Below are 15,214 nucleotides of genomic sequence, written 5' to 3' on the forward strand. Positions count from 1 at the left end.
GAATTCCTTGTTTTCGTTTTTTCAATCCAGGAGATCCATCCCATGACTTCACGCGACATCTTCGTGGTCGGCACCGCCCGCACCGCCATCGGCACCTTCGGCGGCGCGCTCAAGGACGTGCCCAACACGCAACTGGCCACCACCGCCGTCAAGGCCGCCATCGAACGCAGCGGCGTGGCCGCCGACGCCATCGGCCATGTGGTCATGGGCAACGTGATCCCCACCGACGTGAAGGACGCCTACTTGAGCCGCGTGGCCGCCATCGATGCGGGCTGCCCGATCGAGACGCCGGCCTTCAACGTGAACCGCCTGTGCGGCTCGGGCCTGCAGGCCATCGTGTCGGCGGCGCAGGCCATTGCGCTGGGCGACTGCGACATCGCCATCGGCGGCGGCTCCGAATCGATGAGCCGCGGCCCGTACTTCGACACCTCGGCCCGCTACGGCGCGCGCATGGGCGACGCGGTGCTGGTCGACTACATGCTGGGCATCCTGCACGACCCGTGGGAGAAGATCCACATGGGCATCACGGCCGAGAACGTGGCCGCGCGCTACGGCATCACGCGCGAGCAGATGGACGAACTGGCCGTGACCAGCCAGCAGCGCGCCGCCGCCGCCATTGCCGCGGGCCGCTTCAAGGAGCAGATCGTTCCGGTCGAGGTGAAGACGCGCAAGGGCGTCGTGCTGTTCGACACCGACGAGCACGTGCGCGCCGACACCACCGTCGACACGCTGTCCAAGATGAAGCCCGCGTTCAAGAAGGACGGCCTCGTGACCGCCGGCAACGCCTCGGGCATCAACGACGGCGCCGCTGCCGTGGTGCTGGCCGAAGGTGGCCGCGTGAAGGCGCTGGGCCTGAAGCCGCTGGCACGCCTCGTGGGCTACGCGCACGCGGGCGTCGAGCCGGCGTACATGGGCATCGGCCCGGTGCCGGCCACGCGCAAGGTGCTGGAGCGCACGGGGCTGAAGGTCAGCGACTTCGATGTGATCGAGTCGAACGAAGCGTTCGCGGCGCAGGCTTGCGCGGTCATCAAGGAACTGGGCTTCGACCCCGCCAAGGTGAACCCCAACGGCTCGGGCATCTCGCTGGGCCACCCGGTGGGCGCGACCGGCGCGATCATCACGACGAAGGCCATCGCCGAGCTGCACCGCACCGGCGGCCGCTATGCGCTCGTCACGATGTGCATCGGCGGCGGCCAAGGCATCGCCGCCGTGTTTGAACGCGTTTGAAGGCACACTCGCGGGCATGCTCCGCCCCCCACTCCTGATCGACCCCGACGAGGTCGAGATCAGCGCCATCCGTGCGCAGGGTGCGGGCGGGCAGAACGTCAACAAGGTGTCGAGCGCGGTGCACCTGCGCTACGACATCCATGCCAGCTCGCTGCCGGCCGATGTGAAGGAGCGGCTGCTCGCTCTGCGCGACAGCCGCATCACGCAGGAAGGCGTGTTCGTGCTCAAGGCGCAGCAGCACCGAACACAGGAGATGAACCGCGCCGACGCGCTCGCGCGGTTGCAGGCGGTGATCGACAGCGTGGCCACGCCGCCGCGCGTGCGGCGCGCCACCAAGCCCACCTACGGTTCGAAGCAGCGCCGGCTCGAAGGCAAGAGCCAGCGCTCGCAGATCAAGAGCCTGCGCGGGCGGGTGCAGGACTGACCGGCTTGTCGCCGCGCAGCCGCTTGATCTGCAGCGTCACGCCGACCACGTACAGCGCGCCGAGCACCGCGGTGATCGCCTTCAGTTCGGGCGCCTCGGCGTTCGGCAGCAGCGGCGCGCCCAGCGGAAAGCGCGTCAGCGTTTCGGTGAACGCCGGAATCCAGTGGAAGAGAAAGCTCGCCGAATAGGCGACGGCTTCGATGTAGCGCGATTTCGGCCCGAGCCGCCCATACCCCGCCAGCGCGCCGACGGCCAGCGCCACCAAAGTGATGATGCCCAGCGCATGGGGCTTGCCGAAGCCGCCGTGCTGGAAGATGCCGAAGCCCGTGAGGCAGGTCAGCACCGTGGTCCAGACGAAGACCTGGCCCAGGCCGGTGCGCAGGGTGATTTCCTTGTAGCGCAGCAGGGCCCAGATGCCTGCGAACACGGCGATCAGGCTGATCGCCGTGTGAACCGTGCCGAGTGACGTCAATCCAAGCCATCCTGTGGGTGCCATGCGGATCTCCTCGTGGTCGTGGTGCGGCATTCTGGCGCGGCGCCCGCCTTTTTGCCATGTGTGCCCATTCGTTTCAGGGCGGGTCTTCCGGCCCGCCCCGAGCGCTGTGTCACCTTCGGCAAGCACAATCGGGGCCATGAGTGTTTTTGTTCGTCGCACGGGAATGGTGCTGCTGATGGCGGTCGCGGGCAGCCTGCTGTCCGCCTGCAGCCCGGACGCGGCCCAGGGGCAGGGCGCGGCCAGCGCGCCGGCCGCGCAGGAGATGGCCTGGGACGCGCTGGTGCCCAAGGAGTGGGACCCGACCCAGCGCTACCGCAACATCAGCCTCGAAGCGCTGCGCGACAACGACCCGCGCGCGATCCAGATGCTCGACGAGATGCGGGCCGTCTGGGACAACGCGCCGGTCAACGTCGCGCTCGACGGCAAGCCCGCCAGGCTCTCGGGTTTCGTCGTGCCGCTCGACGCCACGCAAGACGGCATCCGCGAGTTTCTGCTGGTGCCGTACTTCGGCGCCTGCATCCACACCCCGCCGCCGCCCGCCAACCAGATCGTCCACGTGATCGCGCCCGCGCCCGTGAAGGGGCTGCACGCCATGGACACGGTGCGCGTGAGCGGCACGCTGAAGGCGGCGCGCTACGCATCGGCCGACATGGGCGTGAGCGGCTACGAGATCGCGTCGGCGGCGGTCGAGCGGGTGGCTGTCACGCAGGGGCCGTGAAGGCCGCCAGTTCGCCCAGGGCCGGCTGCAGCAACCGATAGCTCAGTCGCTCCGCAACCTGGAACGCGCCGAGCCCTTCATAGAACGCGATGCCCCGCGCATTCGTCGCCTTCACGGGCCAGTCGATGCGGTGGCATCCGTTGGCGATGGCGCGCGCGGCCACCCATGCCATGAGGGCGCGGCCCGCCCCGGCGCTGCGGTGGCCCGACATCACGTAGAGCTCCTTGAGCTGGCAGTGCCTGCGCTTCTCCGGCGCGAAGTCGACCAGCGAGAAGACCCAGGTGATCGCGGCCAGTCCGACCACGGTGTGCGCGTCTGTCGATGCGACCACGAGCTGGTGCGGCGAGCCGGGCGCCAGGAGATTGCCCAGCAGGTGTTCGCGCACCAGCTCGCGCGGCACGCGCGCGCCTTCGTTGTAGAAGGCGTGCAGTTCGGCCAGCAGCTCGATGAGCGAATCGTGTTGGGCTTCGGACACCAGATCGACGTGCATGGCATTTCCTTCGGATGGGGCTGCGCGACTGCCGGATTCTGGCCCGCTCCGGATTCACGACGATCTTGTTACTCCCCGCTCCAAGCCTCGCGCGGCTAGATTGCCCTTCACCACTTCGAAAAGGACAAGAACCATGAACCCGGCCTACACCGGCGGTTGCGCATGCGGCGCCATCCGCTACGAGATTTCAGGGGAACCCGTGTTCCAGAACGACTGCCAGTGCCTGGACTGCCAGCACAAGAGCGGCACGGGCCACGGCTCGTACCTCAGCTTCGCGGGCGCCGAGGTGAAGCAGACCGGCGCGGCCACGCTGTGGAGCCTCAAGGGCGACAGCGGCAACGTCAAGACGCGCGCGTTCTGCCCGACCTGCGGCTCGCCCGTGTACATGACATTCGCGGCAATGCCCGGCGTCTTCACCGTGCATGCCGCGAGCCTGGACGACCCGGGGCGCTACCGGCCGCAGGCGGTCACATACGCGGTGCGCGGGCACGCCTGGGACTTCCTCGACCCGGCGCTGCCGAAGTTCGAGCGGATGCCGCCGGGCTGAATTCAGCCCATGCGCTGAGACAGGAAGTCGAGGAACGAAGTGATGCGCGCCGACAGCTGCGTGTTGCGGTAGTACACGGCGTTGACCGGCTGGCGCACGTCGACCGTGTCCTTGGGCAGCACCTGCACCAGCGCGCCGCTGGCGCGGTCGGCGGCGGTCATGAAGTCCGACAGGCAGACGATGCCCACGCCGGCCAGCGCCAGCTGGCGCAGCGTCTCGCCGCTCGATGCGACCACGGTGGGCGCGATGGTCCATTCGTCGCCGTGCACGCCGCGCAGCGGCCAGCGGTTGAGCGACTCGGGCTGCGTGAAGCCCAGCAGTGCGTGCCCGGCCAGCTCGTCCACCTTGCGCGGCTTGCCGTGGGCTTCGAGGTAGGCGGGGCTCGCGAGCACGCGCAGCCGGTGCGTGCCGAGCGGGCGCGCGTGCAGCGTGGAGTCGCGCAGCGGGCCGATGCGGATCGCCACGTCGGTGCGCCGTTCCAGCAGGTCGATGGGCAGGTCGTCGGTGTCGAGCTCCAGGCTGATCTGCGGATAGAGCCGGCGGAACTCCGGCACCAGCGGCACGATGGCGTGCAGCATGAAAGGCGAGGCCGCGTTCACGCGCAGGCGGCCGGCGGGTTGCTGGCGGCGCGCGGCCATGTGCTCCTCGGCGTCGTCGATCGCATCGAGGATGGCGCGTGTGCGCTGCAGGAAGGCGGCGCCTTCCTCGGTGAGTTCGAGCCGCCGCGTGGTGCGGCGCATCAGCGTGGTGCCGAGCTTCTGCTCGAGCCGGCTCAATGCGCGGCTGATGCCCGACACGGTCTGGCCCAGCTGGTCGGCCGCGGCGGTGATCGAGCCGGTGTCCACCACGGCGCGGAAGGCGACCAGTTCTTCGATGGTGGTTTTCATGGCGCCCGTGTGGGGGAAGAGGCGCGCGCGGTCAGGCCGCGGCTTCGGCTTCTTCGGGCATGTCGATGCGCGGCATCAGCGCGGCCAGCGCCTCGGCGTCGGTGCGGTAGCTGAAGAGCATCGGCCCCGGTGCGAGCAGGCCGGCGCGTTCGAGCACCTGCATGGCCGGCAGCTTCATGCCGCTCAGGTGCAGGCGCACGCCCTTGGATTCCATCATCCGGCGGATCGAGCCGAACACTTCGGCGCCGGTGATGTCGATGCGATTGATCGGCTGCGCGAACAGGCACACGTCGGTCAGGTCGGGGCGCTCGGCCAGCGCGACCGTGAGCGCGCGTTCCAGCGTGGAGGCGGAGGCGAAGTCGAGTTCGGCGTCCATGCGCACCGCATACAGCTGCGGCGCGAGCGGCGGCAGCTTCCAGAGGTGGCGGTCGCGCAGGCTGCCGTCGGGGTGCAGGCCCACTTCGATGATGCGCGGGTGCAGGTGGCGGTACATGTAGTGCGCCAGGCTGGCGAGCAGGCCGCCCAGCACGCCCCAGTAGATGCTCGGCGCGGTGGCGATGGTGAGCACGAAAGTGCCGAAGGCGATGCCGGCCTCCAACTTCGAGATGCGCCACAGCGCCGTGAAGCTCGACGGCTTCACCAGCCCGAGGATGGCCGTGACCACCACCGCCGCCAGCACCGCCTGCGGCACGTGGTACAGCAGCGGCATCAACCACAGCAGCGCACCGGCCACCACCGCCACGCTGAACAGCGTCGCCCAGCCGGTCTGCGCGCCCGCGTAGAGCGTGATGGCCGAGCGCGAGAACGACGAGCTGGTGGGGAACGACCCCGTGAAGCCCGAGGCCAGCTTGGCCAGGCCCTGGCCGATCAGGTCCTGGTTTTCGTTCCACAGCGTGCCGGCGCGGCCGTTGTCGACCTTGGCGCTCGACGCGGTTTCGAGAAAACTCACCAGCGTGATCATCAGCGCGGGCAGCACCAGCGCGCTGAAGGTGTGCGCCGGCAGCAGCCCGGGCCAGTAGAACGAGGGCAGGCCCGAGGGCAGGGCACCCACCACGGCGCCGCCGCGCAGCGCGTAGTTGATGCTCCAGCTGATGGCGGCCGCGCCGGCCACCAGCGCCATCGTGGTCGGGAAGCGCGGCACCCAGCGCTTGCCCAGCCACAGCACGGCGATGCTGCCCAGGCCGAAGGCGATGGCCGTGAGGTCGGGCAGCGGCCCGCCCTGCAGCACCTGCGGAATGGTGCGGCCCGTGAAGCCCAGCAGCGCGGGCAGCTGCGAGATCGCGATCAGCACCGCCGCGCCCTGCGTGAAGCCGATCAGCACCGGCGAATTGACCAGCCGCAGCAGCCAGCCGAAGCGCCCCGCGCCGAGCACGATCTGGATCGCGCCCGACATCAGCGTGAGCCACACCGCCATCGCCACCCATTCGTCGCTGCCCGCCACCGCCAGCGGCGCGAGCGACGCGCCCACCAGCAGGCTGGTGAGCGCGGTCGGCCCGACCGACAGCCGCTGCGACGAGCTGAACATCACGGCGATGAGCGCCGGGAACAGCGCCGCGTACACGCCCGTGACCAACGGCATGCCGGCCAGCGCCGCATAGGCCACGCCTTGCGGCAGCACCATCAGTGCGACGGTGATGCCGGCCATGGCCTCGTTGCGCAGCAGCGCGGCGGAAGGGCGGGGCCAGCCGAGGCAGGGAACCCAGCGTGCGAGGCGCTGGCGAAGAGACGGTGCGGGGGGAGAGGAGGGAGAAGCCGGATTCATGAAGCGGGGCGCGCGCACGGCGGGCACGCCGCGCGCGGAGAGCGGGAGAGAGAGAAAGAGCCTAGATCAGTGAGGTCGCGTTTTTCAGGACGTAGTCGCAGGCCTTTTCCTTGACCTTCGACGACAGCCCCTTGAGGTTGAGCGACTTGCCGTCGCCGCCCTTGAGCAGGCCCTTGGCGCCGCTCGCGAAGTCGTTTTCCTGTTTCTTCTGGCCGGTGATCTTGGCGAGCAGCTTGTCCTTGACGGAGGCGGCATCGCCGCCGAGGTAGTTGTTCTTGACGCAGTACTCGAGCACGCCGGCCGCGCTGCCGATGGTGCTGGAGCCGATGGCGGGCATCTTGAAGCCGCCGAGGCTGAGGTTGCTGAGCGCCGAGCCGCCACCGCTGCTGTTGCTGCTGCCTTGCGAGTTGACCGCCGCGCCGGCCTGTTCTTTCAGCTGGTCGAGCAGGTTGTTGGCCTGCACCGAAGCGCCTGCGGCGAGCAGGGCAAGGGCGACGAATGTGGAGCGAACGTGCATGGTGGCCTCCTTGGACGGACATGGGGGGAGAAGCGCCCACCAGCATACCGGAGAGCCCGGAATGTCTCTATCGCGCGGGGCACAGCGCCACGGGGTGCGCACGGCCCGCAAGAGCACGCAGTTCAGCCTCGGCGGAACAGCAGCACGGAGTTCGTGCCGCCGAAGGCGAAGGAGTTGCTGATGGCGGCCTCGAGCCCGGGGGCGGCGCTGTCGCCGGGGGCGACGAGGTTCATCCGGCAGTCGGGGTCGACCTCGGCGCAGTTCGCGTTGGGCGGCAGCTCGCGCCGGTGCAGCGCCAGCACGGTGATGAGCGCCTCGATGGCCCCGGCCGCGCCCAGCATGTGGCCGTGCAGCGCCTTGGTCGAGCTGACGCGCAGGGCGTCGAAGTCGGCGCCCCAGACCTCGGCCAGCGCGTTGCGCTCGACCACGTCGCCGATGCGGGTGGCCGTGCCGTGCGCGTTGCAGTAGCCCACGTCGCGCGGCTGCAGGCCGGCCTGGCGCAGCGCGGCGCGCAGGGCGCGGGCCTGGCCCGGTGCGTCGGGCTTGGTGAGGTGGGTGGCATCGCTGCTCAGGCCCCAGCCGGCCAGCGTGGCGTAGCGGCGGGCGCCGCGCGCGCGGGCGCGCTCGGCCGATTCGAGAATGAGGAAGGCCGAGCCTTCACCCAGCGCAAAGCCACTGCGGTCGGTGGCAAAGGGGCGCACCGCGCCGGCCGCTTCGCCGGGCTGGAACCCGGCCAGCGTCTGCATGGCCTGCCAGGCCAGCACCACGCCCGGGACGATCAGCGCTTCGCTGCCGCCCGCGATGGCGATGTCGACCTCGCCGCGCTGCACCGCCTTGGCGGCCTCGGCGATGGCCACCGACGACGAGGCGCAGGCGACCGAATAGGTGAGCACCGGGCCCAGCACGCCGTTGCGCATGGCCACGTGAGCGGCCGGCGCGTTGGGCATGAAGGCGGGAATGGTGAGCGGCGAGACGCGCCCGTTGCCGCGGTAGGCGGCCTCGAGCGCGGCGGCGCCGCCCATGCCGCAGCCGGCGTAGACGCCGACGCGCTCGGCATCGATGCCGGCATCGCTCATCGCCAGGCCGGCATCGCGCAGGGCGAGGTCGGCGGCGGCCACGGCCAGCTGGCTCACGCGGTCGACACCGGCGAGCTGCAGCTTGGTAAACCAGCGCGTCTCGTCGAAGGCGACCGTGGCGGCGGCGGCGGGCTTGGGGAGTTCGGGAAAGACCGGTGCGATGGCCGAGCGGCCCTGCAAGAGCGCATCGAACAGTGCGTCGGGCGCGTCGCCATGCGGCGCCATGACGCCCAGTCCGGTGACGGCGACTTCGTGCGTGCTCACGCTGTCTTGGCGGCCCGGACCTTGTCGACCAGTTGCGCGAGCTCGGCCAGGGTGTCGATGCTCGCGTCGTCGTCGGGCATGGTGATGCCGAAATGGTCTTCGATGGCGAACAGGAATTCGGCCAGGGCCAGCGAATCGAGTCCGCCGGTTTCACGCATCGAGGCGTGGGGGTCGAGCTTGGACGGTTCGATGCCGTACTTCTCGTGGATCAGGTCCTGCAATTCCTTCAGCGAACTCATCTGCGATGCCTGTCGTCTTGTGCCGCCGTTGATCGATGGGCTGCCTGTCCCTTGCGGGTGGCGGGCCACGGGGTCGATCCCTTCCTCGTTCGGCCTGTGTTGAATGTGATCAATGGTGTTTGATGATATCCGCTTCGACCTTAGGGAAATCCTCGGGGCGGCTCTGGATCAACGCGGACCGGGGCGCCAGCGTAATGAGGGCAGCGCAAAGGCCAGCCCGAGCAGCGCGCCGGCCACCGCGTCGAGCACCACATGCTGCTTGACCGCCAGCGTGGAATAGGCAATGGCGGCAAACCAGGCCCAGTTGATCGCCTGCAACAGCCACGGCGTGCGCGCCGCGCGCAGCACGTCGGCCAGGCGCACGGCGGTGAAGATGGCGACCGCCACGTGCATCGAGGGGCAGGCGTTGCCCGCCGCGTCCACGCCCTGCAGCATCGCGAAGCCGGGGTAGCCCGAGACGTCGATGTCCAGCGGCGGGATCTGCGTCGGCCAGAAGTAGAAGAGCCCCAGGCCGCTCAGGCACAGCGCGCCGATCCACAGTCCGTAGACCACCAGCTCGCGAAACGTGAGCTGCAGCCCCGGCGCAAAGCCCACGTACACCCACAGCGACAGGTAGGCGCCGAGCGTGTAGGGCTGGAACGGAATCAGGTGGTCCAGCGGCGTCAGCGGCATCACCGTGACCGGAAAGGCCGGGTTGCGCAGCAGGTGGAAGTAGCCGATGAAGAACAGCCAGGTGAAGGCCGTGGTGCCGACCGCCTTCAGCAGGAAATGGCGGCGGATGCGCAGCCAGATGTCGGCGGTCCACGTTGCAGGCCTGGCCTCGGCCGCGATGTGCAGGGGGATCGGTGAGTGCATGGTGTCGGTCGCCGATCTTGCCAGAGCACCATGGCGTGCCCGGTCCATGCCCTGTGGCATCAAAGGGTGGCCGGCCGCTTGCGGTGCTGGAACGAGGTGGGCGAGCGCCCGGTGGCTGCCTTGAACATGGCGCAGAAGGCGCTGTCGGTGGCGTAGCCGCTGGCCGACGCCACCTGGCTCACGGCCATGCCGCGCGCCAGCAGCGGCAGCGCGTGCGCCATCACGGCCTGCTGGCGCCATTGCTGCCAGCTCATGCCGAGCTGGTCGCGGAACAGCCGCGCCACCGTGCGCTCGCTGGCGCCGATGGCGGCGGCGCGCTCGGCCAGCGTCGCGCGGTCGGCCGGGTTGCGCAGCAGCGTCTCGCACAGCTGGCGCAGGCGCTTGTCGGAGGGCAGCGGCACGTCGATGCGGATCTGCGTGGCGCGCTCGACCTCGTCGACCAGCAGCGGCGCGATCATGCGTTCGCGCTGCGGCGCGTGCGGGTCGGCCGGCGGCAGGCCGTCGGGCGTGGTGTCGAGCGCGAGCATCAGGGCGCGCAGCAGCGGGCTGATCTCGAGCACCTCGCACTTCTCCCAGGTGGGCGCGATCCAGGCGTGCAGGTAGACGGTGCGCAGCTCGGCGTCTTCGATCAGCGTGATGCTGTGCGGCATGTTGGCCGGCACCCACAGCGCGCGCGACGGCGGCACGATGTAGCTGCCATCTTGCGTGCTCAGGCGGATCACGCCGCGCGTCGAGAACGTGAGCTGCGGCCACGGGTGCTCGTGCAGCTCGACCAGCGTGTCGGCGCTCAGGAAGTGTTCCTTGGCGCGCAGCGGGCGCACCGCGTCGGGGGCGTATAGGTGCGGCGTGAGCGGGCCCACGCTGTTGGTCGGCGCGGTGGGCGTTCCGCGCGCCTTGGCGGGGGAGGCGGGCTCGGGAGCGGGCGGAGCGTGGGGGGGAACGGCGCTTGGCATGGTTTCGACAAATGTTGTCGCTGTATCGCCATTCTGCCGCGTCGGTGCCGCATAGCATCGGTGCCCGCACCGGTTTTTTGTAGCAATCCATGTCATCCACTTCCTCGACAGCCGTTCCCACCACCACTTTGCGCAGCGACGCCCAACTGATCGGGCTGGTCGGCCTGGCGCATGCGGTGAGCCATTTCAGCCAGCTGATCCTGGCGCCGCTGTTTCCCTGGCTGAAGGACGCGTTCAACGTGAGCTACACCGAGCTGGGCGCGGTGCTCACCGTGTTCTTCGTGGTCTCGTGCATCGTGCAGGCGGCTTCGGGCTTCATCGTCGACAAGCTGGGCCCGCGCCCGGTGCTGTTCGTCGGGTTGGGCGCGCTGGGGCTTGCGGCCTTCGGCTATGCCATGGCGCAGAGCTACTGGATGCTGCTGGCGTGCGCGGTGGTCGGCGGCATCGGCAACGGCGTGTTCCACCCGGTCGACTACACGCTGTTCAACCGCAAGGTCGCGCCCACGCGCCTGGGCCATGCCTACAGCGTGCACGGCATCACCGGCAGCCTGGGCTGGGCGCTGGCGCCGGCCTTCGTGGTGCCGATCGCCATCGCCTTCTCGTGGCGCGTGGCGCTGGCCTCGGCCGGCGTGGTGGCGATCGTGGTGTTGCTGATCCTGTGGATCTACCGCAGCGTGCTGGCGCTCGATGCTGCGGCCGTGCACAAGGCCACGGGGCAGGGCGAGCCCGCGCCGGTGGGCGGCGAGTTCGACTTCCTGCGCATCCCGGCTGTGTGGATGTGCTTCGGTTTCTTCTTTTTCTACGCCGCCGTGATCAGCGTGGTGCAGACCTTCGCGCCCGTGGCTGCGGGCCATCTGCACGCGGTGCCCGTGGCGCTGGTGGCGGTGTGCCTCACGGTCTACATGGTGGCGAGCGCAGCGGGCATGGTGGTGGGCGGCTTCCTGGCGTCCGATCCCTCGCGCTGCGAGCGCATCGTGGGCGCGGGCTTCGGTGTGGCGGCGGCGCTGGCGCTGGTGCTGGCCTTTGCGCAGTTTCCGCCGGTGATGGTGCCGGTGTTGTTCGGTGCGATGGGTTTCGTCTCGGGCATCGCCGGGCCGTCGCGCGACCTGCTGGTGAAGAAGTCGACGCCGCCCAATGCGACCGGGCGTGTCTACGGCGTGGTGTACGCGGGCCTGGACATCGGGCAGGCCGTGGCGCCGCTGGTGTTCGGCCGGCTGATGGACCACGGCCAGTACACGAGCGTGATCGTCGGGCTGGCGCTGGTGCAGGGCGTGCTGATTGCCAGCGCCTTCAATGTGCGACGCGTGCGTCGCACGGCGCTGGTGCCTGCGTCGGCGTAGGCCACTTGGGCGCGGGGGCGGCCCCCTATCATCGGCCGCATGCAAGCCTTGTATGTCTATGTGATCGTCGGCGCTGTGCTGGCGGGGTTCGTGCAGGGCCTGTCGGGCTTTGCTTTCGGCATGGTCGCGATGTCTGTGTGGGCCTGGACGCTGGAGCCGCAGCTGGCTGCCGTGCTCGCGCTGTTCGGGGCCCTCACGGGGCAGGTGATTGCGGCGCTCACGGTGCGGCGGTCTTTCGACAAACGCATCCTCTGGCCCTTCGTGCTTGGCGGGCTGGTCGGCGTGCCCTTCGGTGTCTGGCTGCTGCCGCACCTGGACATCGTGCTGTTCAAGGTGTGCCTGGGTACGCTGCTGGTGCTGTGGTGCCCGGCCATGCTGATGTCGCAGCACCTGCCGAAGATCACTTTTGGCGGTCGCGCGGCGGACGGCGTTGCGGGTGCCATCGGCGGTGTGATGGCGGGCATCGGCGGCTTCTCGGGTGTCGTGCCTACGTTGTGGTGCACGCTGCGGGGTTTCCAGCGTGACACGCAACGTGCTGTGATTCAGAACTTCAACCTGTCGATGCTAGCTGTGGCCTTTGCGGTGCATGTGGCGAGCGGGAGTATTGGGCGTTCGGTGGTGCCTCTTCTTGCATTGATCGCGGCGGCTGTCGCGGTGCCGGTGTTGTTGGGGGCTCGGCTGTATATCGGGATCAGCGAAGCGGCGTTTCGCAAGATCGTGCTGAGCCTCCTGACCTTGTCGGGTATCGCGATGTTGGCGTCGGCGGTGCCCGCGTTGCTGCAACGCAGCTGACGCCCGCGCCGGCGTAAAACGGCGCACCTCTTTTCACGAAACTACCTTGACCCTCTCGTAACGGCACGCTCTAGGATGCCTTCAACTTGAGAGGGAAGGCATGTACCTGAGGATTGGCGAACTGGCCCGGCGCACCGGGCTGACCGTGCGCGCGCTGCGGCATTACGACGACATCGGCCTGCTGGTGCCGTCGCAGCGCTCGGACGGCGGCTACCGTCTGTACGACCGCAACGACGTCGCGCGGCTGTACCGCATCCAGGCGCTGCGGCGGCTTGACCTGTCGCTGGCCGAGATCCAGGGCCTGCTCGACCGCGCGGCCGAAGGGCTGTCGGAGGTCGTGACGCAGCAGCTGTCGCAGCTCGAACGCGAGATCGCGCAGGCCACGGCATTGCACACGCACCTGCTGACGCTGCAAGCCCAGTTGCAGGCCCGCACCGAACCCGCCATCGACGACTGGCTCGTGGCGCTCGAGCGCACGGTCGCGGGCGCGAAGTATTTCAGCGACGACGAGCTCGGCCGGCTCCAGACCGGTCGCGACGGTTTCGCCGACACGGTGGCCCCCGAGCGCGCCGAGCTGACTGCAACGCTCCATGCCCTGGTCGCCGCGGGCGCTTCGCCGGAAAGCACACAGGCGCAGGCCCTCGCGCAGCGCTGGATCGCGTTGCTGCTCGAAGAGGCCGGCGGCGACGAAGCCCTGCTCATGCAGCTCTACGCGATGCACTGGAACGAGCCCGCGCTGCACTCGCTGACCGGTGTCGACCGCGCCGGCATGCAGTTCATCTCACATGCGATGGCGTATGCGCGGCTGCAGCGGTACGGCGCGCACTGCGACGCCGCCGAGATGGCCTTGCTCGCGCGGCACTACGTTGCGCAGACCGACGCCTGGCCTCCGCTGATCGCCGACGTGCGACAGCAGATGCGGCAGGGCGCGGCGCCCGACAGCGCGCCGGTGCGCGTGCTGGCCGCCCGCTGGCAGGCGCTGTCCCTGGCCAAGGCCGGGGGCGATGCGGCACTGAACGCGAAGCTGCAGGAGGCCTTCCGCAACGACCCCGCGCTGCGCGCCGGCTCAGGCATCGACGCGCCGCTGGCGGCCTACATCGGACGCGCCATCGCGCAGCTCGCCGAACCCCATCCCCTTTGAACGACCAGGAACCCCCAGTGACCGCCATGCCCCGGGCCAACGCCCATTTCTTCACCGGCAACTATGCCCCGCTCACCGAGGAGCACGACATCGCGGCCCTCGCCATCGACGGTGCGATCCCGCCGGAACTCTCGGGCACGCTCTACCGCGTGGGGCCGAGCCCGCAGCACGCACCGCGCGACGACAACTACCACTGGTTCTCCGGCGACGGCATGGTGCATGCGTTTCACATCGACGGCGGGCAGGTGGCGTACCGCAACCGCTGGGCGCGCACGCCCAAGTGGCAGTTGGAGCACGAGGCCGGGCGCGCGCTGTTCGGCTCCTTCGGCAACCCCGCGACCAGCGACCCGGCGGTGATCGGGCGCAAGAGCGGCACGGCCAACACCAGCATACTCTGGCACGGCGGCCGGCTGTTCGCGCTCGAGGAATCGCACCAGCCCTTCGAGCTCGACGCCTTCACGCTGGCGTCGAAGGGGCACCAGAGCTTCGGCGACCGCCTGACCACGCGCTGCACCGCGCATCCGAAGCGCGACCCGCACAGCGGCGAGTTGCATTTCTTCGCCTACTCACCCGACGGCCCCGGCACGCCCGGCATGCTCTACGGCGTGATGGACAGCCAGTGCGAAGTGACCGAGCTGCAGGCCTTCGACGCACCGTACGCCAGCATGGCGCACGACTTCATGCTGACGCGCGGGCACGTGCTCTTTCCGGTCATGCCCCTGACCACCAGCGTGGAGCGCGCGATGCGTGGCCTGCCGCTGCTGGCCTGGGATGGTGACAAGCGCACGCACGTCGGCGTGATGCGACGCGGTGCCGTGGTCGACACGTTGCGCTGGTTCGAGACCGAGGCCTGCCACATGTTCCACGTCATGAACGCGTGGGACGAGGGTGACACCGTCGTCGCGCTCGTGATGCAGTCGGACACCGCGCCCGGCCTTCCCGATGCGCAGGGCCGCCCCGGCGACCCGCACGCGATGGCCGCGCGCCTGTGCCGATGGACCTTCGACCTGGCCGGCAGCGGCAATGGTTTACAGCGCGAGTACCTCGACGATCTGGTGGGCGAGTTCCCGCGCATCGACGAGCGTTTCGCCGGCAGCCGCACCCGGTACGGTTTCTATGCCTGCCATGCGACCGCCCGCGCCCGGGGCGATGCCGAGAGCGTGCTTTTCGACAGCCTTGCGCGCTTCGACCTGGAGACGGGCGAGCGTCACCTCCACACGCTGCCGCCGGGCGATGTCGTGTCGGAGCCGGTGTTCGTGCCGCGCGCACCGGACGCCGACGAAGGCGACGGCTGGCTCCTGGCCGTGGTCTGGCGCGAGCAGACCCGGCGCAGCGACCTGATCGTGCTCGATGCCCGCGACCTGCGCGCCGCGCCCGTCGCGACAGCCCGGCTGCCGCACCGCGTGCCGTTCGGCTTTCACGGCAACTGGCGGCCGAACGTGTAGTACGTAGTTGTTTGACGGCATGACCTTGAACGGAAGAAGTC

Annotated in this window: 17 protein-coding genes; 8 read left to right on the forward strand and 9 right to left on the reverse strand. The window is 69.5% G+C overall.

Translation table 11 applies throughout. The features are described 5' to 3' along the window. Positions 1 to 42 precede the first annotated feature (42 nt). Positions 43 to 1,227 (forward strand): acetyl-CoA C-acyltransferase family protein, encoded by a 1,185-nt coding sequence (locus tag AC1RGU_RS05570; RefSeq protein ID WP_056583174.1) that lies wholly within the window; start codon positions 43 to 45, stop codon positions 1,225 to 1,227. A gap of 16 nt (positions 1,228 to 1,243) precedes the next feature. After that, complete coding sequence (gene arfB / locus AC1RGU_RS05575) at positions 1,244 to 1,651, forward strand: alternative ribosome rescue aminoacyl-tRNA hydrolase ArfB (RefSeq protein ID WP_062472954.1); 408 nt, start codon at positions 1,244 to 1,246, stop codon at positions 1,649 to 1,651. Here the strand turns inward: arfB and AC1RGU_RS05580 are convergent. Further along, positions 1,620 to 2,147 carry a DUF2306 domain-containing protein gene (locus AC1RGU_RS05580; RefSeq protein ID WP_070059738.1) on the reverse strand — a complete coding sequence of 176 codons (528 nt, stop codon included), beginning with the start codon at positions 2,145 to 2,147 and terminating at the stop codon, positions 1,620 to 1,622. The genes arfB and AC1RGU_RS05580 overlap by 32 nt on opposite strands. 136 nt (positions 2,148 to 2,283) lie before the next feature. Here AC1RGU_RS05580 and AC1RGU_RS05585 point away from each other — a divergent pair, with 136 nt between their 5' ends. Further along, on the forward strand, positions 2,284 to 2,865 hold the full coding sequence (locus AC1RGU_RS05585) for a DUF3299 domain-containing protein (protein WP_139706795.1): 582 nt from the start codon (positions 2,284 to 2,286) through the stop codon (positions 2,863 to 2,865). On the opposite strand, the gene AC1RGU_RS05590 is transcribed toward AC1RGU_RS05585, so the two are convergent. Then, on the reverse strand, positions 2,849 to 3,355 hold the full coding sequence (locus AC1RGU_RS05590; protein ID WP_492695266.1) for a GNAT family N-acetyltransferase: 507 nt from the start codon (positions 3,353 to 3,355) through the stop codon (positions 2,849 to 2,851). The genes AC1RGU_RS05585 and AC1RGU_RS05590 overlap by 17 nt on opposite strands. A 133-nt stretch (positions 3,356 to 3,488) precedes the next feature. Here AC1RGU_RS05590 and AC1RGU_RS05595 point away from each other — a divergent pair, with 133 nt between their 5' ends. Beyond that, positions 3,489 to 3,902 (forward strand): GFA family protein, encoded by a 414-nt coding sequence (locus AC1RGU_RS05595; protein ID WP_492695268.1) that lies wholly within the window; start codon positions 3,489 to 3,491, stop codon positions 3,900 to 3,902. 2 nt (positions 3,903 to 3,904) lie between these two features. Here the strand turns inward: AC1RGU_RS05595 and AC1RGU_RS05600 are convergent, their stop codons facing one another. The 7 genes from AC1RGU_RS05600 to AC1RGU_RS05630 form a co-directional block, all read right to left on the reverse strand. Then, positions 3,905 to 4,789, reverse strand: coding sequence for a LysR family transcriptional regulator (locus tag AC1RGU_RS05600; protein WP_070059579.1), 885 nt, complete (start codon positions 4,787 to 4,789; stop codon positions 3,905 to 3,907). A gap of 31 nt (positions 4,790 to 4,820) precedes the next feature. After that, a complete protein-coding gene (locus AC1RGU_RS05605; RefSeq protein ID WP_492685196.1) occupies positions 4,821 to 6,551 on the reverse strand; it encodes a SulP family inorganic anion transporter in 1,731 nt (576 codons plus the stop codon). Between the two features lie 61 nt (positions 6,552 to 6,612). Continuing rightward, positions 6,613 to 7,068 (reverse strand): DUF2501 domain-containing protein, encoded by a 456-nt coding sequence (locus tag AC1RGU_RS05610; protein ID WP_070059578.1) that lies wholly within the window; start codon positions 7,066 to 7,068, stop codon positions 6,613 to 6,615. A 122-nt stretch (positions 7,069 to 7,190) separates the two neighbouring features. Beyond that, a complete protein-coding gene (locus AC1RGU_RS05615; RefSeq protein WP_492695271.1) occupies positions 7,191 to 8,408 on the reverse strand; it encodes a beta-ketoacyl-[acyl-carrier-protein] synthase family protein in 1,218 nt (405 codons plus the stop codon). Then, positions 8,405 to 8,647 carry an acyl carrier protein gene (locus AC1RGU_RS05620; protein WP_062472943.1) on the reverse strand — a complete coding sequence of 81 codons (243 nt, stop codon included), beginning with the start codon at positions 8,645 to 8,647 and terminating at the stop codon, positions 8,405 to 8,407. Before AC1RGU_RS05620 ends, AC1RGU_RS05615 begins: the two co-directional genes overlap by 4 nt. A 168-nt stretch (positions 8,648 to 8,815) precedes the next feature. After that, positions 8,816 to 9,502, reverse strand: a complete 687-nt coding sequence (locus AC1RGU_RS05625; protein ID WP_095950754.1) for a phosphatase PAP2 family protein — start codon at positions 9,500 to 9,502, stop codon at positions 8,816 to 8,818. Between the two features lie 59 nt (positions 9,503 to 9,561). Next, positions 9,562 to 10,455, reverse strand: a complete 894-nt coding sequence (locus tag AC1RGU_RS05630; protein WP_070059575.1) for an AraC family transcriptional regulator — start codon at positions 10,453 to 10,455, stop codon at positions 9,562 to 9,564. An 89-nt stretch (positions 10,456 to 10,544) separates the two neighbouring features. Between AC1RGU_RS05630 and AC1RGU_RS05635 the strand changes: the two genes are divergently transcribed. The 4 genes from AC1RGU_RS05635 (at position 10,545) to AC1RGU_RS05650 (ending at position 15,173) form a co-directional block, all read left to right on the forward strand. Further along, positions 10,545 to 11,795, forward strand: coding sequence for an MFS transporter (locus AC1RGU_RS05635; protein ID WP_492695274.1), 1,251 nt, complete (start codon positions 10,545 to 10,547; stop codon positions 11,793 to 11,795). A 39-nt stretch (positions 11,796 to 11,834) separates the two neighbouring features. Further along, positions 11,835 to 12,587: a sulfite exporter TauE/SafE family protein gene (locus AC1RGU_RS05640; RefSeq protein ID WP_492695276.1), complete on the forward strand. Its 753-nt coding sequence runs from the start codon at positions 11,835 to 11,837 to the stop codon at positions 12,585 to 12,587. Positions 12,588 to 12,687: 100 nt separating this feature from the next. Beyond that, complete coding sequence (locus AC1RGU_RS05645; protein WP_492695278.1) at positions 12,688 to 13,728, forward strand: MerR family transcriptional regulator; 1,041 nt, start codon at positions 12,688 to 12,690, stop codon at positions 13,726 to 13,728. A gap of 26 nt (positions 13,729 to 13,754) precedes the next feature. After that, a complete protein-coding gene (locus AC1RGU_RS05650) occupies positions 13,755 to 15,173 on the forward strand; it encodes a carotenoid oxygenase family protein (RefSeq protein WP_492696444.1) in 1,419 nt (472 codons plus the stop codon). Positions 15,174 to 15,214 lie beyond the last annotated feature (41 nt).

The sequence above is a fragment of the Variovorax sp. GW823-FHT02B07 genome, assembly GCF_058797695.1.

Coding starts and splice junctions, on each gene's coding strand:
- AC1RGU_RS05635 (WP_492695274.1), top strand. CDS start 10,545: ATGTCATCCACTTCCTCGACAGCCGTTCCCACCACCACTTTGCGCAGC.
- arfB (WP_062472954.1), top strand. CDS start 1,244: ATGCTCCGCCCCCCACTCCTGATCGACCCCGACGAGGTCGAGATCAGC.
- AC1RGU_RS05590 (WP_492695266.1), bottom strand. CDS start 3,355: ATGCACGTCGATCTGGTGTCCGAAGCCCAACACGATTCGCTCATCGAG.
- AC1RGU_RS05605 (WP_492685196.1), bottom strand. CDS start 6,551: ATGAATCCGGCTTCTCCCTCCTCTCCCCCCGCACCGTCTCTTCGCCAG.
- AC1RGU_RS05650 (WP_492696444.1), top strand. CDS start 13,755: ATGCCCCGGGCCAACGCCCATTTCTTCACCGGCAACTATGCCCCGCTC.
- AC1RGU_RS05600 (WP_070059579.1), bottom strand. CDS start 4,789: ATGAAAACCACCATCGAAGAACTGGTCGCCTTCCGCGCCGTGGTGGAC.
- AC1RGU_RS05640 (WP_492695276.1), top strand. CDS start 11,835: ATGCAAGCCTTGTATGTCTATGTGATCGTCGGCGCTGTGCTGGCGGGG.
- AC1RGU_RS05645 (WP_492695278.1), top strand. CDS start 12,688: ATGTACCTGAGGATTGGCGAACTGGCCCGGCGCACCGGGCTGACCGTG.
- AC1RGU_RS05595 (WP_492695268.1), top strand. CDS start 3,489: ATGAACCCGGCCTACACCGGCGGTTGCGCATGCGGCGCCATCCGCTAC.
- AC1RGU_RS05620 (WP_062472943.1), bottom strand. CDS start 8,647: ATGAGTTCGCTGAAGGAATTGCAGGACCTGATCCACGAGAAGTACGGC.
- AC1RGU_RS05585 (WP_139706795.1), top strand. CDS start 2,284: ATGAGTGTTTTTGTTCGTCGCACGGGAATGGTGCTGCTGATGGCGGTC.
- AC1RGU_RS05570 (WP_056583174.1), top strand. CDS start 43: ATGACTTCACGCGACATCTTCGTGGTCGGCACCGCCCGCACCGCCATC.
- AC1RGU_RS05630 (WP_070059575.1), bottom strand. CDS start 10,455: ATGCCAAGCGCCGTTCCCCCCCACGCTCCGCCCGCTCCCGAGCCCGCC.
- AC1RGU_RS05580 (WP_070059738.1), bottom strand. CDS start 2,147: ATGGCACCCACAGGATGGCTTGGATTGACGTCACTCGGCACGGTTCAC.
- AC1RGU_RS05625 (WP_095950754.1), bottom strand. CDS start 9,502: ATGCACTCACCGATCCCCCTGCACATCGCGGCCGAGGCCAGGCCTGCA.
- AC1RGU_RS05610 (WP_070059578.1), bottom strand. CDS start 7,068: ATGCACGTTCGCTCCACATTCGTCGCCCTTGCCCTGCTCGCCGCAGGC.